Source organism: Pseudomonas sp. NPDC089408 (assembly GCF_044749445.1).
Lineage (GTDB): Bacteria > Pseudomonadota > Gammaproteobacteria > Pseudomonadales > Pseudomonadaceae > Aquipseudomonas.
In genome coordinates this window covers 421,745-437,103 of the sequence record NZ_JBIVHY010000001.1, presented here as the reverse complement: position 1 = coordinate 437,103, position 15,359 = coordinate 421,745, and the positions used below count along the sequence as shown (strand labels likewise).

Here is a 15,359-nt window from a genome sequence, read left to right as displayed (position 1 = left end):
ATTCGACACCGGCGTTGCCGGTGTTCGCGGCTAAAGCCGCTCCTACAGGGGACCGCGTGAGCCCGAAGGCTGTGAGGTCCTTGTAGGAGCGGGTTTACCCGCGAAGCAGACGACGCGGTATACGGCACCGGCGTTGCCGGTGTTCGCGGCTAAAGCCGCTCCTACAGGGGACCGCGTCAGCCCGAAGACTGTGAGGTCCTTGTAGGAGCGGGTTTACCCGCGAAGCAGACGACGCGGTATACGGCACCGGCGTTGCCGGTGTTCGCGGCTAAAGCCGCTCCTACAGGGGACCGCGTCAGCCCGAAGACTGTGAGGTCCTTGTAGGAGCGGGTTTACCCGCGAAGCAGGCGACGCGGTACAGGGATTGGGACAAAGTTCCAAAAGCAAACTCAGACCTTAGCCGCAGTTTCAGCGCAGTGCGACAATCACTGCCCATTGCTCGGGCGTTACCGGCATCACCGACAGGCGGCTGCCTTTCTGAACCAGCGGCAGGTCGGCCAGGCCGGCCTGCTGCTTCAGCCAGCCCAGTTCCAGCACCCGCGGCAGGGTTTGCACATGGGCCACATCCACTGCGCTCCACGGGTTCTTCTCAGGCGTGGCTTTGGCATCGTAATAGTGGCTCTGCGGGTCAAGCGCGGTCGGGTCGGGGTAGGCCGCGCGGGTGATCCGGGCAATGCCGGCAATACCGGGCTGCGGGCAGCTGGAGTGGTAGAAGAAGAACTCGTCACCCACGCTCATGGCGCGCAGGAAATTGCGCGCCTGATAGTTGCGCACGCCGTCCCAGCGCGCTTCGCCCAGGCGGCCGAGGGCTTCGATGGAGAGCTCGTCGGGCTCGGATTTCATCAGCCAATAGGCCATGCAGCGTGCTCCTGAAAAGGTTTGAAATAACCTGTTGCACGAAACCGACAGCCGGTTGGCGTCAAGGTTTGCTTGCAGACGCAGGTTGTCGGAAAATGCGCCCCGTTTAACGCGCGATGCTCCGGCGGTACCCAGAAAGTCGCCGAGCACTGAACAGTTTGCCTGGGGGGCAATCTTCGATGAATCAACGTAAAAAGCCGGATCTGCTGTGGATCCTGGTGTTCATTTTTGGCCTGGGTGTGGTCACTACCGGTTATGCGCAAGGGTTCTTGGAGCGCAAGCTGGACAACGCCTATCAGATGTCGGTCGAGGCCAGCCAGCCACAACGTTGATGCCCCCCGCTGGCGCCGCTCAACGCGGCGCCAGGTACCAGCCCCGGTCCGAGACCGTGCCCTGCAGCGGTACATCCCAACTGGCCTGGGCCAGCCGCTCGACCTTCTGGCATTCATGTGCCAGCCCCAGCAGCAACGGTTTTTTCCAGGTTTGCCGACGCGCCTGGTAGGCCAGGCTGCGGTCATAGAAGCCTCCGCCCATTCCCAGGCGACCACCTACTTCGTCAAAACCGACCAACGGTAGCAGGATCAGGTCCAGCGCCCAGATCGGCCGTTGGCGCTTGCGCTCGGTCACCGGCTCGGGAATGCGGAAGCGGTTGGGCCTGAGCTTTTCACCCTGCTCGAAACGCTGGAACACCATGCGCGTGCGCGGCCAGGCATGCAGCACTGGCAGGTAGGTGCGCTTACCGCGGCGCTGGGCTTCGCGCATCAACAGGCAAGGGTCGATTTCGCCGTCATTGGGCAGGTACAGGGCAATGTGCCGGGCGCGGCGGAACAACGGGTGCTGCGCCAGCTGGCGGTACAGGCCAAGGGTAGCCTGGCGTTGCTGGGCCGGGGTAAGGGCGCGGCGGGCATTGCGAAGCAAGCGGCGAAGCTGAGGGCGGGTTAGCGGTGCAGTGTCGGTCATGGCACGGGCATCCCGGAAGTGCTGGCCGCATTGATGGGCGGCCAAAACGAAAATGCCCGCCACAGGGGCGGGCAAAGAAATTCAGGCTCCCCGATAAGACCGCTATCGGTGTAGCCCTTGAACCCGAAAGTTCAAGGTGGAGATTGCAGGGGGCGTTAAGGCTTTCCGTCGGGCGGACATGCACACCGGCCCCAGCGTGCAACCCCCGTGGTTGTGCGTATCGGCTCAGGGACATAACCGACTGGCGCATCCCCCAGGGAGTGGCGCCAGTATACCAATCTCAGCCGATTTTGGTATCCGTGTCGTCGGACAAAGCCTTGTCTACCCGATCCAGCAGGTCGCGCACCTGTTCACGGTTGGTGCTGCTGACCGGCGCATCGCTGCGTTCTTCCTGGCGATGGAGCATTTCGTGGGTAATGTTCAACGCGGCCATGACTGCAATGCGGTCGGCGCCGATCACCTTGCCGCTGCTGCGGATCTCGCGCATCTTGCTGTCCAGGTAGCGCGCGGCGCTGACCAGGTTGTTGCGCTCTTCCGGCGGGCAGATGATCGAGTATTCCTTGTCGAGAATCTGCACGGTGACGCTATTGCTTGAACTCATGAGTCTTGCTCCAGAGCCTTGAGGCGTATGATCATCGACTCGACCTTGCGCTTGGCGATCTCGTTCTTTTCGATGAGGTGGGCGCGCTCTTCGCGCCAGGACTTTTCCTGAGCTACTAGGAGTGCATTTTGCCGTTTTAGTTGCTCGACGCGGTCGATCAGCAACTCGAAACGGCTCATCAGTGCCTGCAGGTCGTTCTCTTGCGTGGGTTGCACTCGATTCGCTCCGTCGTTCAGTCACCTGGCGATGATGCCTCTCCCTGGGCGGCGACGGCCAGTGCCGATGGTCTTGGCGCGCCTGCCGGTGCTAGGATACAAGGTCTCCATTCTAGTCATTGCGCCGTCTGGCGCCTAGCTGCCCATGCCCAATACCCAATCGCCCTACATCGCCTTCGCCATGCTGCTCTCGAGCAATGGCCATCCTGTCACCCCGGCCGAACTGCACGGCCTGCTGATCGGCCGCAGCTGCGCCGGTGCCGGCTTTGACGCCGACAGCTGGCTGGCCGATGCCGCCCAGCTACTGGAAACCGAGCCCGGTGACACCGTGCGCAACGCCTTGGTCGGCCTGCAGGAAATGGTCAAGGGTGAGCTCACCAGCGACGATATGGCCATCGTCCTGCTGCTGCCTTCCGACGACGCTGCACTGACCGACCGCGCCACCGCGCTGGGCCAGTGGTGCCAAGGTTTCATTACCGGTTTCGGCTTGAACGCCGGCGGCAAGGACTTGTCCGACGAGGCCAAGGAAGTGCTGCAGGACCTGGTAGCCATTTCCCAGGTGCAGGAGGCCCTCGAAGAGTCCGAAGACGGCGAGAGCGACTACATGGAAGTCATGGAATACCTGCGCGTGGCGCCCTTGCTGCTGTTCTCCGAGCTGGCCAAGCCGGCCGCACCCGCGCCCAAGCCATCGCTGCACTGATCAACCAGGGGTAGTCTGCCCATGAGCCACATTCCCAAGGCCGAGTATGCCCGGCGGCGCAAGGCGCTGATGGCGCAGATGGTCCCTAACAGCATCGCCATCCTGCCCGCCGCCGCAGTTGCCATCCGCAACCGCGACGTCGAGCACGTGTACCGCCAGGACAGCGACTTTCAGTACCTTAGCGGCTTCCCCGAGCCAGAGGCGGTGATTGCGCTGATCCCCGGGCGCGAGCATGGCGAGTACGTGCTTTTTTGCCGTGAACGCAACCCCGAGCGCGAGCTGTGGGACGGCCTGCGCGCCGGGCAGGAAGGCGCGGTGCGCGATTTTGGCGCCGATGATGCATTCCCCATCACCGACATCGACGAGATTCTGCCGGGCCTGATCGAAGGCCGCGAGCGGGTGTACAGCGCCATGGGCAGCAACCCCGAGTTCGATCGCCGGCTGATGGACTGGATCAACGTGATCCGCTCCAAGGCCCGGCTGGGCGCCCAGCCGCCGAACGAGTTCGTTGCGCTGGATCATCTGCTGCACGACATGCGCCTGTATAAATCGGCAGCGGAAGTGAAGGTGATGCGCGCGGCCGCAGACATTTCTGCGCGTGCCCATGTGCGGGCCATGCAGGCTTGCCGGGCCGGGCTGCACGAGTACAGCCTGGAAGCCGAGCTGGACTACGCGTTCCGCAAGGGCGGGGCAAAGATGCCGGCCTATGGCTCGATCGTCGCGGCAGGGCGCAATGGCTGCATCCTGCACTACCAGCAGAACGATGCGCCGCTCAAGGATGGCGACCTGGTGCTGATCGACGCGGGCTGCGAAATCGATTGCTACGCCAGCGACATCACCCGCACCTTCCCGGTCAGCGGGCGGTTTTCGCCCGAGCAGAAGGCCATCTACGAGCTGGTGCTCAAGGCACAGGCGGCGGCGTTTGCCGAAATCGCCCCCGGCAAGCACTGGAACCACGCCCACGAAGCGACCGTGCGGGTCATTACCGCAGGCCTGGTGGAGCTGGGCCTGCTGGAAGGCGATGTGCGGGCGCTGATCGACAGCGAGGCCTATCGCGCCTTCTACATGCACCGTGCCGGCCACTGGCTGGGCATGGATGTGCATGATGTGGGCGATTACAAGGTGGGCGGCGAGTGGCGGGTGCTGGAACCCGGCATGGCGCTGACCGTCGAACCGGGTATCTACATTGGCGCCGACAATCAGGCCGTGGCTAAAAAGTGGCGCGGCATTGGGGTAAGGATCGAGGACGACGTGGTAGTGACCAGGCAAGGTTGTGAAATCCTGACTTCGGGCGTGCCACGCACGGTCGCCGAGATCGAGGCGCTAATGCAGGCCGCCCGCAAGGACGCGGCATGAACCGGGTAAACCTGGCGATCATTGGCGGTGGTCTGGTAGGCGCAAGCCTGGCCTTGGCCCTGCAGGCCGGGGCCAAGGCGCGGGGCTGGAAGATCCTGCTGATCGAGCCGTTCGCCCCCGGCGACAGCTTCCAGCCCAGCTACGATGCGCGCTCCTCGGCGTTGTCGTTCGGCACCCAGCAGATCTACCAGCACCTGGGCCTTTGGCAGGCCATTGGCCGCCGCGCCGAGCCGATCCGGCAGATTCACGTGTCCGACCGTGGTCGCTTTGGCGCCACCCGCCTGGATGCCATGGAAGAGGGTGTGCCGGCGCTGGGCTACGTGGTGGAAAACGCCTGGCTTGGCCAATGCCTGTGGCAAGGGCTGGACAGCGAAGTGGTGAGCTGGCGCTGCCCGGCAGAAGTCACCTCGATGCAGGCCATCGAAGGCGGCTACCAGTTGCGCCTGAACGACGACACCCAGCTGGCGTGCGACCTGGCGGTACTGGCCGACGGTGGCCGTTCCGGCCTGCGCGAGCAACTGGGCATCCACGTGCGTCACACGCCTTACCAGCAGAGCGCGTTGATCGCCAACATCACCCCGGGCGAAGCCCACGCAGGCCAGGCTTTCGAGCGTTTCACCGAAGAGGGCCCGATGGCCCTGCTGCCATTGCCGGATAACCGCTGTGCACTGGTGTGGACCCGCCAGGGCATGGACGCACGGCGCCTGGCCGACATCGACGAGCGCAGCTTCCTGCGCGAGTTGCAGGGCGTGTTCGGCTACCGCCTCGGCGCGCTGCGCCAGGTGGGCGCGCGGCACCTCTACCCGCTGTCGCTGATCGAGGCCCAGGAGCAGGTGCGCCCGCACCTGGCGGTACTGGGCAACGCTGCACACAGCCTGCACCCCATCGCCGGCCAGGGTTTCAACTTGTCGCTGCGTGACGTGCAAGCGCTGGCCGAGGCGCTGCTGGCCGGCCCGCAGCAGCCTGGCGACCTGGCCACCCTGTTGGCCTATCACCAGCGTCAGCGCCTGGACCAGGCAATGACTATCGGCTTTTCCGACCAGGTTACCCGCCTGTTTGGCAGCAACCAGCCGCTGCTGGCTGCCGGGCGCAACCTCGGCCTGCTCGGGCTCGACCTGCTGCCACCGGCAAAAAGCTGGTTCGCCCGCCAGGCCATGGGCCTGGGCACCCGCCCCGATCCGCGGGGCCAGGCATGAGCAACCCACGTAAACTGGCGCGCCGGGCGCGCATGCTGCGCTGGCTGCTGAACCTCTACCCACCTTACCTGGGCGCGGGGATTCGCGTGCAGCACATCAGCCCGGACCTGCGCAGCGTCAAGGTGGCGATGAAGCTGACGCGCTGGAACCGCAACTACGTCGGTACCCAGTTCGGTGGCAGCCTGTATGCCATGACCGACCCGTTCTACATGTTGTTGCTGATCGAACAGCTGGGGCGCGACTACATCGTCTGGGACAAGGCCGCCAGCATCGATTTCATCTCGCCGGGCAAAGGCCCGGTGTATGCCGAATTCCACGTCGATGACGCGCTGCTGGACGACATTCGCCAGCAGACCGCCACCGGCAAGAAGTGCCTGCCGCGTTTGCAGGTCGATATCCGCGATGGTGCCGGCGAGCTGGTGGCGCGGGTCGATAAAACCCTATACGTGCGGCTCAAGCCGCAAGCGAGGCTGGCGTAAGGCATGGAAATGCGCGCAGATCTGTTGATTGTCGGTGCCGGTATGGTCGGCAGCGCCCTGGCTCTGGCGTTGCGCCACAGCGGCCTGCAAATCCTCTTGCTCGACGGCGGCCCACTGACGGTCAAGCCGTTCGATGCTCAGGCCCCGTTCGAGCCGCGCGTCAGCGCGCTGTCGGCGGCCAGCCAGCGCATCCTCGAGCGCCTTGGCGCCTGGGACGGCATTGCCCAGCGGCGCGCCACGCCCTATTCCGACATGCATGTGTGGGATGGCAGCGGCACCGGGCAGATTCATTTCTCGGCCGCCAGCGTGCATGCCCAGGTACTCGGCCATATCGTCGAGAACCGGGTGGTGCAGGACGGCCTGCTCGAGCGCCTGCTCGACAGCGATATCGGCCTGCTGGCCAATGCCCGGCTGGAGCAGTTGCGCCGCTCTGGTGATGAATGGCTGCTGACCCTGGCCGATGGCCGGCAACTGCGCGCGCCGCTGGTGATTGCAGCTGACGGCGCCAACTCGGCAGTGCGACGCCTGGCCGGTTGCGAAACCCGCGAGTGGGATTACCTGCACCATGCCATCGTCACCAGCGTGCGTTGCAGCGCCGGGCACCAGGCCACGGCCTGGCAGCGCTTCACCGATGAAGGGCCATTGGCGTTCCTGCCGTTGACCCGCGATGGGCAGCAGGACTGGTGCTCGATCGTATGGTCGACCACCCCGGAGCATGCCGAGCAGCTGATGGCACTGGACGAAGCGGCTTTCCTGCAGGCGTTGGAACGGGCCTTCGAGGGGCGCCTGGGCGATGTGCTGCAGGCCGACCCTCGGGTGTGCGTGCCACTGCGCCAGCGGCACGCCAAGCGCTATGTGGATGAAGGCTTGGCGTTGATCGGAGATGCGGCGCACACCATTCACCCGCTGGCCGGGCAGGGGGTGAACCTGGGCTTCCTCGATGCCGCAGTGCTGGCCGAGGTGCTGGTCAATGCCTGTGAGCGTGGTGAGCGGCTGGCGGATGTGAAAGTGCTGAGCCGTTACGAGCGGCGGCGCATGCCGCACAACTTGGCACTGATGGCGGCCATGGAAGGGTTTGAGCGGTTGTTCCAGGCCAACCCGCTGCCGTTGCGCTGGTTGCGTAACAGCGGGTTGAAGCTGGTGGAGCAGATGCCGGAGGCTAAGGCGCTGTTTGTGCGGCAGGCGTTGGGTTTGAGTGGCGATCTGCCGGATCTGGCCAAGGCTTGAGATTGTTGGGGCCGCCTTGCGGCCCTATCGCGACACAAGGCCGCTCCTACAGGGATATCACAAGGCCAGAGCTCACTCGGTCCCTGTAGGAGCGGCCTTGCGTCGCGATGGGCCGCAAGGCGGCCCCCTCCTGCAACATCCGGTAACGGCTCAAAGGGTGAGCCAGAAAATGGGATTCACTACCATTTGCACCTCTCAAACGTTCCGAGGAGTGCTTTCCATGTTGCCACGCAAGCCCCTACTGGCCGCCTTGGCCCTGACTTTGTTCGGCGGCACCGCCCAGGCGGCGGAAGAAGTGGTGGTTTACTCCTCGCGCATCGACGAGCTGATCAAGCCGGTGTTCGACGCCTATACCGCCAAGACCGGGGTCAAGGTCAAGTTCATCACCGACAAGGAAGCCCCGCTGATGCAGCGCATCAAGGCCGAGGGCGATAACGGCGTGGCCGACCTGCTGCTGACCGTCGATGCCGGCAACCTGTGGCAGGCCGAGCAGATGGGCATCCTGCAGCCGATCAAGTCCGACATCATCGACCAGAACATCCCGCCGCAGTACCGCGCCTCGTCCCATGACTGGACTGGCCTCAGCCTGCGCGCGCGCACCATCATCTACGCAACCGACAGGGTCAAGCCGGCAGAGCTGAGCACCTACGAAGCCCTGGCCGACAAACAATGGGAAGGCCGCCTGTGCCTGCGCACGGCAAAGAAGGTGTACAACCAGTCGCTGACCGCCACCCTGATCGAAACCCACGGCGAAGCCAAGACCGAGCAGATCGTCAAAGGCTGGGTCAACAACCTGTCCACCGACGTGTTCTCCGACGACAACGCGGTGATCCAGGCCATCGAGGCTGGGCAGTGCGATGTGGGCGTGGTCAACACCTACTACTACGGCCGCCTGCACAAGCAGAACCCGAACCTGCCGGTGAAGATCTTCTGGCCCAACCAGGGTGACCGTGGCGTGCACGTTAACTTGTCAGGCATTGGCCTGACCAAACATGCACCGCACCCGGAAGCGGCGAAAAAGCTGGTGGAGTGGATGACCGGCGAAGAAGCACAGAAGCTGTTTGCCGACATCAACCAGGAATTCCCGGCCAACCCGAAGGTCAAGCCATCGGAAGAAGTGGCCGCGTGGGGCAGCTTCAAGGCTGACAGCATTCCGGTGGAAATTGCCGGCAAGCGCCAGGCTGAAGCCATTCGCTTGATGGATCGGGCTGGCTACAACTAAGCGCCAGGCTTTATCCTCTTTGGGCCTGCAAGGGCCCTTTCGCGGGTAAACCCGCTCCTACAGCGACCGCACAAGGTTTGAATGTTGCGCGGTCCCTGTAGGAGCGGGTTCACCCGCGAACGACCGCAAAGCGGTCGCAAATCAGCCACAGAGACATCCAACTTGCCCCACACCCCCCAACGCCGCTGGTACCTCCCGGTCGCCCTGATCGCCGCCCTGGTCCTCCTGCCCCTGAGCGTCCTGCTGCTGTCGTGGCAAACCATCGACCTGCAGATCTGGTCGCACCTGCTGGAAACCCAGATGACCCGCCTGCTCGGCAATACCCTGGCCCTGGTGGTCGGCGTGGGCATCGGTGTCACCCTGCTGGGTGTCAGCCTGGCCTGGCTTACCAGCCTCTGCGAGTTCCCCGGGCGGCGCTGGCTGGACTGGGCGCTGATGCTGCCGTTCGCCATCCCGGCCTACGTGCTGGCATTCGTCTTCGTCGGCCTGCTGGACTTCGCCGGCCCGGTGCAAAGCGCGCTGCGCGAGGCGTTCGGGCCGATGCGCCTGCCGCGCGTACGCTCCACCGGCGGGGTGATCATTGTGCTGGTGCTGGTGTTCTACCCCTACGTCTACCTGCTGGCACGCACGGCGTTTCTGGCTCAGGGCAAGGGCCTGATGGAAGCCGCGCGGGTACTGGGCCTGTCGCCTTTGCAGGCTTTCTGGCGCGTGGCCCTGCCCATGGCGCGGCCGGCGATCGGCGCGGGTATTGCCCTGGCGCTGATGGAAACCCTGGCCGACTTCGGTGCGGTGGCGGTATTCAACTTCGACACCTTTACCACCGCCATCTACAAGACCTGGTACGGCTTCTTCAGCCTGTCCAGCGCGGCCCAGCTGGCCAGCCTGCTGCTGCTGGCGGTCATGCTGGTGCTGTACGGCGAGCGTCGCGCCCGTGGGGCCAGCCGCAGCGGCAACGAGCGGCCACGCGCGCAGGCGCTGTACCACCTGCGTGGGGTCAAGGCGTTGCTGGCCAGTGGCTGGTGCCTGCTGGTGTTCGCCTGCGCTTTCGTCATCCCGCTGCTTCAGCTGCTGGCGTGGTTCTGGCAGCGCGGCCGACATGACCTGGACGAGCGCTACGTCGGCCTGGTGCTGCACACCCTGTACCTGGGCGGCATGGCCGCGCTGGTCACGGTGTGCGTGGCGCTGCTGCTGGCGTTTGCCCGGCGCCAGGCGCCGACCGGTGGCATTCGCGCTGGCGTCGGCCTGGCCAACCTGGGCTATGCCTTGCCCGGTTCGGTGCTGGCGGTGTCGATCATGCTGGCCTTCAGTTACCTCGACAACAACCTGGTCATCCCGTTGTCCAGTTGGCTGGGCGGGGCCGGCAAACCGTTGCTGCTAGGCAGCTTGTCGGCGTTGCTGCTGGCCTACCTGGTGCGCTTCATCGCGGTGGCTTACGGGCCACTGGAGAGCAGCCTGGAACGCATTCGCCCGTCTTTGCCGGAGGCTTCGCGCAGCCTGGGCGTCGGTGGCGCGCGATTGTTTTTCAAGGTGTATCTGCCGTTGCTGGTGCCCGGTGCCCTGAGTGCTGCTTTGCTGGTGTTCGTTGACGTACTCAAGGAAATGCCGGCCACCTTGCTGATGCGCCCGTTCGGCTGGGACACCCTTGCCGTGCGCGTGTTCGAGATGACCAGCGAAGGCGAGTGGGCGCGTGCCTCGCTGCCGGCATTGACCCTGGTACTGGTGGGCCTGTTGCCGGTCATCGGCCTGATCCGCCGTTCGGCACGTCGACCCGGTCACAGCTACTAAGGATGCCAGCTTGCGACCTTGCGGCTACAATGCGCGGCATTCGCGCGGCGGGTGTTAAACAACAAGAGCTGACGACCCACGTCATCGACCGCCGCCGCTTCGCCACGCCCGGAAGGAGAAACCCATGGGACAGCGTACGCTTTTGTATGACCTGCACCTGGCGCTAGGCGCCAAGACGGTCGATTTTGGTGGCTGGGACATGCCTCTGCATTATGGCTCGCAGGTCGAGGAGCACCATCAGGTGCGCAGCGACTGCGGCGTCTTCGATGTTTCCCACATGACCGTTGTCGATGTCCACGGCACGGATGCCACCGCTTGGCTACAACGCCTGCTGGCCAACGACGTGGCCCGCCTCGACGACACCGGCAAAGCACTCTACAGCCCGCTGCTGCACGAGCAGGGCGGGGTGATCGACGACCTGATCGTCTATCGCACCGAGGGTGGCTACCGGCTGGTCACCAACGCCGCCACCCGGGCAAAGGTGCTCGACTGGCTGCAACTGCAGCGCGACGGCTTCGCCGTAGACTTCCAGGTCCGCCCGGACCTGGCCATCCTTGCCATCCAGGGCCCGCATGCCCGCGAGAAAGTCGCAGCCCTGCTCAGCCCTGCACGTGCCGCGCTTATCCGCGAACTGCGCCCGTTCGAAGGGGTTGCCGAAGGCGACTGGTTCATTGCCCGCACCGGTTATACCGGTGAGGACGGGCTGGAGATCATCTTCCCGGGTGATCAGGCCGTGGCCTTCTTCAACGACCTGGTCGGCGCCGGCATCGCCCCCAGCGGCCTTGGCGCCCGCGATACCTTGCGCCTTGAAGCCGGCATGAACCTGTACGGCCAGGACATCGACGAAGCCCACACCCCACTTACCTCCAACCTGGGATGGAGCATCGCCTGGGAGCCGGCCGAGCGCGACTTTATCGGCCGCGCTGGCCTGCTGGCGGAAATCGAGCACGGTGTGCAGGAAAAACTGGTCGGCCTGGTGCTGGAAGAGCGCGGTGTGCTGCGCGCCCACCAGGTGGTACGTGTAGCCGGGATTGGCGAAGGGGAGATCACCAGTGGTAGTTTCTCTCCTACGCTGAGCAAGTCCATTGCCTTGGCGCGCGTACCCATGGCCACCGGTGACCGGGCCGAGGTGGAGATTCGCGGCAAGTGGTACCCGGTGCGGGTGGTCAAACCGACCTTCGTGCGCCACGGCAAGATCCTGATCTGAACCATTTATAACCGGCGGGCGTACCGCTGAGCCAATCGAGGAATTCATTACATGAGCACTATCCCCGCCGAACTGCGTTTTGCCGAAAGCCACGAGTGGGCGCGCCTGGAAGCCGATGGCACGGTGACTGTGGGCATCAGCGACCACGCCCAGCAAGCCCTGGGTGACGTGGTGTTCGTCGAGCTGGCCGAAGTCGGCAAGGTGTTCGCCGCTGGCGACGCTGCGGGTGTGGTCGAGTCGGTCAAGGCCGCTTCGGACATCTACGCCCCGGTGGGTGGCGAAGTGATCGCTGTGAACGAAGAGCTGGCTGACAACCCGGAGCTGCTTAACGAAGAACCTTACGAATCGTGGATCTTCAAGCTGAAGCCAAGCAACCCGGCCGAGCTGTACAAGCTGCTGGATGCCGCTGCCTACAAGGCCGCGATCGGCGAATAATTGAAAGATCCCTGGGGCTGCTTCGCAGCCCTATCGCGACACAAGGCCGCTCCTACAGGAGATCGCATACTCCTGTAGGAGCGGCCTTGTGTCGCGATAGGGGCGCAAAGCGCCCCCGGCTTTCGCCAGGTGCAAACAAGTTTCCCCGCACAATCGGCAATCCCTTCCTAGACTTGTAAGTCTCCATGAGAGCTGTTCCAGGAAGAGAGCGTCGTCATGTCCCAGTCGCCGTCCCTGCATCAACTGCAAGAGCTCAACCCTTTCCTGCGTCGCCACCTCGGCCCGGATGCCAGCGAGCAGCAGGCCATGCTCAAGGCGCTGGGCGTTGCCAGCCGCACTGAGCTGATCGAGCAGACCGTACCGCCAGACATCCGCCTCAATCGCGCCCTTGACCTGCCACCAGCCCTGGACGAGCAGGCCGCCCTGGCCAAACTGGCCGGTTACGCCGGGCAGAACCAGGTCTGGACCAGCCTGATCGGCATGGGCTACCACGGCACTCTCACCCCCACGGTCATCCTGCGCAACGTGCTGGAAAACCCTGGCTGGTACACCGCCTACACGCCCTACCAGCCTGAAATCGCCCAAGGCCGGCTGGAGGCGCTGCTGAACTTCCAGCAGATGGTCATCGACCTTACCGGGCTGGCGCTGGCCAATGCCTCGCTGCTCGATGAAGCCACCGCCGCCGCTGAGGCCATGGCTCTGGCCAAACGGGTGGCGCGCAGCAAGAGCAATGCGTTCTTTGCCGACCAGCACTGCCACCCGCAGACCTTGTCGGTACTCAAGACCCGCGCCGAGGGCTTCGGCTTCGAGCTGATCATCGACGCTGTGGATAACCTTGGCAAACACGCGGTATTCGGCGCTTTGCTGCAATACCCCGATACCCATGGCGAGGTGCGCGATCTGCGCCCGCTGATCGACCAGCTGCACAGCCAGCAGGCCATGGCCTGCGTGGCCGCCGACCTGCTCAGCCTGGTGGTGCTCGCACCGCCCGGGGAACTGGGCGCGGATGTGGTGCTGGGTTCGACCCAGCGTTTTGGCGTGCCGATGGGCTACGGCGGCCCACACGCCGCCTACTTCGCCTGCCGTGATGACTACAAGCGGGCCATGCCCGGGCGCATCATCGGCGTATCACGCGATGCCCGTGGCAACACCGCGTTGCGCATGGCCCTGCAAACCCGCGAGCAGCACATTCGCCGCGAGAAGGCCAACTCCAACATCTGCACGGCGCAGGTGCTGCTGGCCAACATTGCTGGCTTCTACGCCGTCTACCATGGCCCTGAGGGCCTGCAGCGCATCGCCCAGCACGTGCACCGGCTGACCTTCATCCTGGCTGCCGGGCTTGAGGCCAAGGGCATCAAACGCCTCAATCAGCATTTCTTCGACACCCTTACCCTGGATGTCGGCGGTGCCCAGGCGGCCATTATCGAAAGCGCCGAAGCCGCGCAGATCAACCTGCGCATCCTCGGCCGCGGGCACCTTGGCGTGAGCCTGGACGAAACCTGCAACGAGCACACGGTGCTGCGCTTGCTGGATATCTTCCTGGGGGTGGATCACGGCCTGGAGATCGCTGCGCTTGATCAACTGGCCCTGCCCGAAGGCATCCCCGCCAGCCTGGTGCGGCGTACGCCGATCCTCGCCCACCCGGTGTTCAACCTGCACCACAGCGAAACCGAGATGCTGCGCTACCTCAAGCAGCTGGAGAACAAGGACCTGGCGCTGAACCAGTCAATGATCCCGCTGGGCTCATGCACCATGAAGCTCAATGCAACCAGCGAGATGATCCCGATCACCTGGCCTGGTTTCGCCCAGTTGCACCCGTTTGCCCCGGCGGGGCAGGCCACCGGCTACAAGGCGATGATCGACGAGCTGGAAAGCTGGCTGTGCGCGATCACCGGCTTCGATGCCATCTGCATGCAGCCCAACTCCGGCGCCCAAGGTGAATACGCCGGCCTGATGGCGATTACCCGTTACCACCGCAGCCGCCACCAACCGCAGCGCACGTTGTGCCTGATCCCCTCGTCGGCCCACGGCACCAACCCGGCGTCGGCGCAGATGGCCGGCATGGAGGTGGTGATTGTCGATTGCGACAACGACGGCAACGTCGACCTGGCCGACCTCAAGGCCAAGGCCGGCGCGGCCGGAGAACGCCTGTCGTGCCTGATGATCACTTACCCCTCGACCCATGGCGTATACGAAGAGGGCATTCGTGAAATCTGCGAAGTGGTGCACCAGCACGGCGGCCAGGTGTACATGGATGGCGCCAACCTTAATGCCCAGGTGGGCCTGGCGCGACCGGCCGACATCGGCGCCGACGTTTCGCACATGAACCTGCACAAGACTTTCTGCATCCCCCACGGCGGCGGCGGCCCCGGCATGGGGCCAATCGGCATCCGCGCGCACCTCAAGCCGTTCGTCGCCAGCCACCCGGTGGTGCCGGTGCCCGGCCTGGACCCGAACAACAGTGCGGTCAGTGCCGCGCCCTGGGGTAGCGCGAGTATCTTGCCGATCAGCTGGATGTACATTGCCATGATGGGCCCGCAGCTGGCCGATGCAAGTGAAGTGGCGATCCTCTCGGCCAATTACCTGGCCAGCCAGCTGGGCGGGGCTTTCCCGGTGCTCTACCGCGGGCGTAACCAGCGCGTGGCGCACGAGTGCATCCTCGACCTGCGGCCACTGAAGGCGCTGACCGGCATCAGCGAGGAAGATGTGGCCAAGCGTTTGATGGACTATGGCTTCCATGCACCGACCATGTCGTTCCCGGTGCCGGGCACGCTGATGGTGGAGCCGACCGAGAGCGAGTCGAAGGCCGAGCTGGACCGTTTTGTCGAGGCGATGCTGGCGATTCGTGCGGAGATTGCCCAGGTGCAGGAGGGAAACTGGCCGGCGGAGAACAACCCGCTCAAGCATGCGCCGCATACCTTGGCCGATGTGCTGGGGGTGTGGGACAGGCCGTATAGCCTGGAGCAGGCGGTGGCGCCCAGTGCGCATGTGCGCCAGCACAAGTACTGGCCGGCGGTGAACCGGGTCGACAACGTGTATGGGGACCGCAACCTGTTCTGTGCTTGTGTGCCAATGGAAGCTTATCGCTGAAATCGGGGCCGCTTTGCGGCCCTATCGC

At 64.5% G+C, this 15,359-nt stretch carries 15 protein-coding genes and 1 other RNA gene; 11 read left to right on the top strand and 5 right to left on the bottom strand.

Annotated features, from left to right (window positions below; genetic code table 11):
• Positions 1-408 precede the first annotated feature (408 nt).
• Positions 409-858, bottom strand: a complete 450-nt coding sequence (locus ACIP02_RS01925) for an EVE domain-containing protein (RefSeq protein ID WP_400612692.1) — start codon at positions 856-858, stop codon at positions 409-411.
• A gap of 179 nt (positions 859-1,037) precedes the next feature.
• On the opposite strand from ACIP02_RS01925, the gene ACIP02_RS01920 reads away from it, so the two are divergent.
• On the top strand, positions 1,038-1,190 hold the full coding sequence (locus ACIP02_RS01920; RefSeq protein WP_400612690.1) for a hypothetical protein: 153 nt from the start codon (positions 1,038-1,040) through the stop codon (positions 1,188-1,190).
• A gap of 19 nt (positions 1,191-1,209) precedes the next feature.
• On the opposite strand, the gene ACIP02_RS01915 is transcribed toward ACIP02_RS01920, so the two are convergent.
• The 4 genes from ACIP02_RS01915 to ACIP02_RS01900 all read right to left on the bottom strand — a co-directional run bounded on the left by ACIP02_RS01915 (position 1,210) and on the right by ACIP02_RS01900 (position 2,598).
• Positions 1,210-1,818 (bottom strand): 5-formyltetrahydrofolate cyclo-ligase, encoded by a 609-nt coding sequence (locus ACIP02_RS01915; RefSeq protein WP_400612687.1) that lies wholly within the window; start codon positions 1,816-1,818, stop codon positions 1,210-1,212.
• Positions 1,819-1,901: 83 nt separating this feature from the next.
• Positions 1,902-2,081: non-coding RNA, 6S RNA (gene ssrS / locus ACIP02_RS01910), on the bottom strand.
• Positions 2,082-2,098: 17 nt separating this feature from the next.
• Complete coding sequence (locus tag ACIP02_RS01905; protein WP_201201159.1) at positions 2,099-2,419, bottom strand: cell division protein ZapA; 321 nt, start codon at positions 2,417-2,419, stop codon at positions 2,099-2,101.
• Positions 2,416-2,598: a TIGR02449 family protein gene (locus tag ACIP02_RS01900; protein ID WP_201201241.1), complete on the bottom strand. Its 183-nt coding sequence runs from the start codon at positions 2,596-2,598 to the stop codon at positions 2,416-2,418. Before ACIP02_RS01900 ends, ACIP02_RS01905 begins: the two co-directional genes overlap by 4 nt.
• 181 nt (positions 2,599-2,779) lie before the next feature.
• On the opposite strand from ACIP02_RS01900, the gene ACIP02_RS01895 reads away from it, so the two are divergent.
• The 10 genes from ACIP02_RS01895 to gcvP all read left to right on the top strand — a co-directional run bounded on the left by ACIP02_RS01895 (position 2,780) and on the right by gcvP (position 15,331).
• Positions 2,780-3,334, top strand: coding sequence for a YecA family protein (locus ACIP02_RS01895; RefSeq protein WP_400612684.1), 555 nt, complete (start codon positions 2,780-2,782; stop codon positions 3,332-3,334).
• Positions 3,335-3,355: 21 nt separating this feature from the next.
• Complete coding sequence (pepP, locus tag ACIP02_RS01890) at positions 3,356-4,690, top strand: Xaa-Pro aminopeptidase (RefSeq protein ID WP_400612682.1); 1,335 nt, start codon at positions 3,356-3,358, stop codon at positions 4,688-4,690.
• Positions 4,687-5,886: a 2-octaprenyl-6-methoxyphenyl hydroxylase gene (gene ubiH, locus ACIP02_RS01885; RefSeq protein ID WP_400612680.1), complete on the top strand. Its 1,200-nt coding sequence runs from the start codon at positions 4,687-4,689 to the stop codon at positions 5,884-5,886. Before pepP ends, ubiH begins: the two co-directional genes overlap by 4 nt.
• Positions 5,883-6,365, top strand: coding sequence for a DUF4442 domain-containing protein (locus ACIP02_RS01880; RefSeq protein WP_201201164.1), 483 nt, complete (start codon positions 5,883-5,885; stop codon positions 6,363-6,365). The genes ubiH and ACIP02_RS01880 overlap by 4 nt, the downstream gene beginning before the upstream one ends.
• A gap of 9 nt (positions 6,366-6,374) precedes the next feature.
• Positions 6,375-7,592: a 2-octaprenyl-3-methyl-6-methoxy-1,4-benzoquinol hydroxylase gene (locus ACIP02_RS01875; RefSeq protein ID WP_400612677.1), complete on the top strand. Its 1,218-nt coding sequence runs from the start codon at positions 6,375-6,377 to the stop codon at positions 7,590-7,592.
• Between the two features lie 220 nt (positions 7,593-7,812).
• On the top strand, positions 7,813-8,814 hold the full coding sequence (locus ACIP02_RS01870; protein ID WP_400612674.1) for an extracellular solute-binding protein: 1,002 nt from the start codon (positions 7,813-7,815) through the stop codon (positions 8,812-8,814).
• Positions 8,815-8,976: 162 nt separating this feature from the next.
• The gene (locus tag ACIP02_RS01865) at positions 8,977-10,599 is read left to right on the top strand and encodes an ABC transporter permease (protein ID WP_400612671.1); all 1,623 of its coding nucleotides are present in this window, start codon (positions 8,977-8,979) and stop codon (positions 10,597-10,599) included.
• Positions 10,600-10,723: 124 nt separating this feature from the next.
• On the top strand, positions 10,724-11,806 hold the full coding sequence (gene gcvT / locus ACIP02_RS01860; RefSeq protein ID WP_400612668.1) for a glycine cleavage system aminomethyltransferase GcvT: 1,083 nt from the start codon (positions 10,724-10,726) through the stop codon (positions 11,804-11,806).
• A gap of 51 nt (positions 11,807-11,857) precedes the next feature.
• Positions 11,858-12,241, top strand: a complete 384-nt coding sequence (gene gcvH, locus ACIP02_RS01855) for a glycine cleavage system protein GcvH (protein ID WP_400612666.1) — start codon at positions 11,858-11,860, stop codon at positions 12,239-12,241.
• 216 nt (positions 12,242-12,457) lie between these two features.
• A complete protein-coding gene (gene gcvP, locus ACIP02_RS01850; RefSeq protein WP_400612664.1) occupies positions 12,458-15,331 on the top strand; it encodes an aminomethyl-transferring glycine dehydrogenase in 2,874 nt (957 codons plus the stop codon).
• Positions 15,332-15,359 lie beyond the last annotated feature (28 nt).